Origin of the sequence: Neotamlana laminarinivorans (assembly GCF_020523925.1) — a bacterium.
In the GTDB taxonomy this organism is placed as follows: Bacteria; Bacteroidota; Bacteroidia; order Flavobacteriales; family Flavobacteriaceae; genus Neotamlana; species Neotamlana laminarinivorans.
Genome location: NZ_JAJAPW010000093.1, coordinates 1 through 282 on the forward strand (window position 1 = coordinate 1; position 282 = coordinate 282).

The following is a 282-nucleotide window of genomic DNA, read 5'->3' on the forward strand; positions in this document are numbered from 1 at the left end:
CGAGTAAAAATAGAAGAACCGTGTGTAGATGGTAAATAATCTACCTCGCACCAAATTGGTCTAATGTCTGTAGTTTTACGGCCATCTAAACGTAAGCCTTCGTTTAATGTTAAATCTCTAACTGCTGCTTTTTCAGCTTTAGAATAATATTTAGAAATTAATCCGCCGTAATCTTCAATTTCTTCTTCAGAAAAACTAGCAATAATTTCTTCTTTTATTTCAGCGAATGCAGCACCTCTTTCATGTTTAGACGATCCTGCTTTAGCAACAGCATGCACTTTA

General features: G+C 35.1%; 1 pseudogene. It reads right to left on the reverse strand.

The features are described 5' to 3' along the window. Positions 1-282: pseudogene (locus LG649_RS16180) on the reverse strand (polyribonucleotide nucleotidyltransferase); the annotation flags it as partial.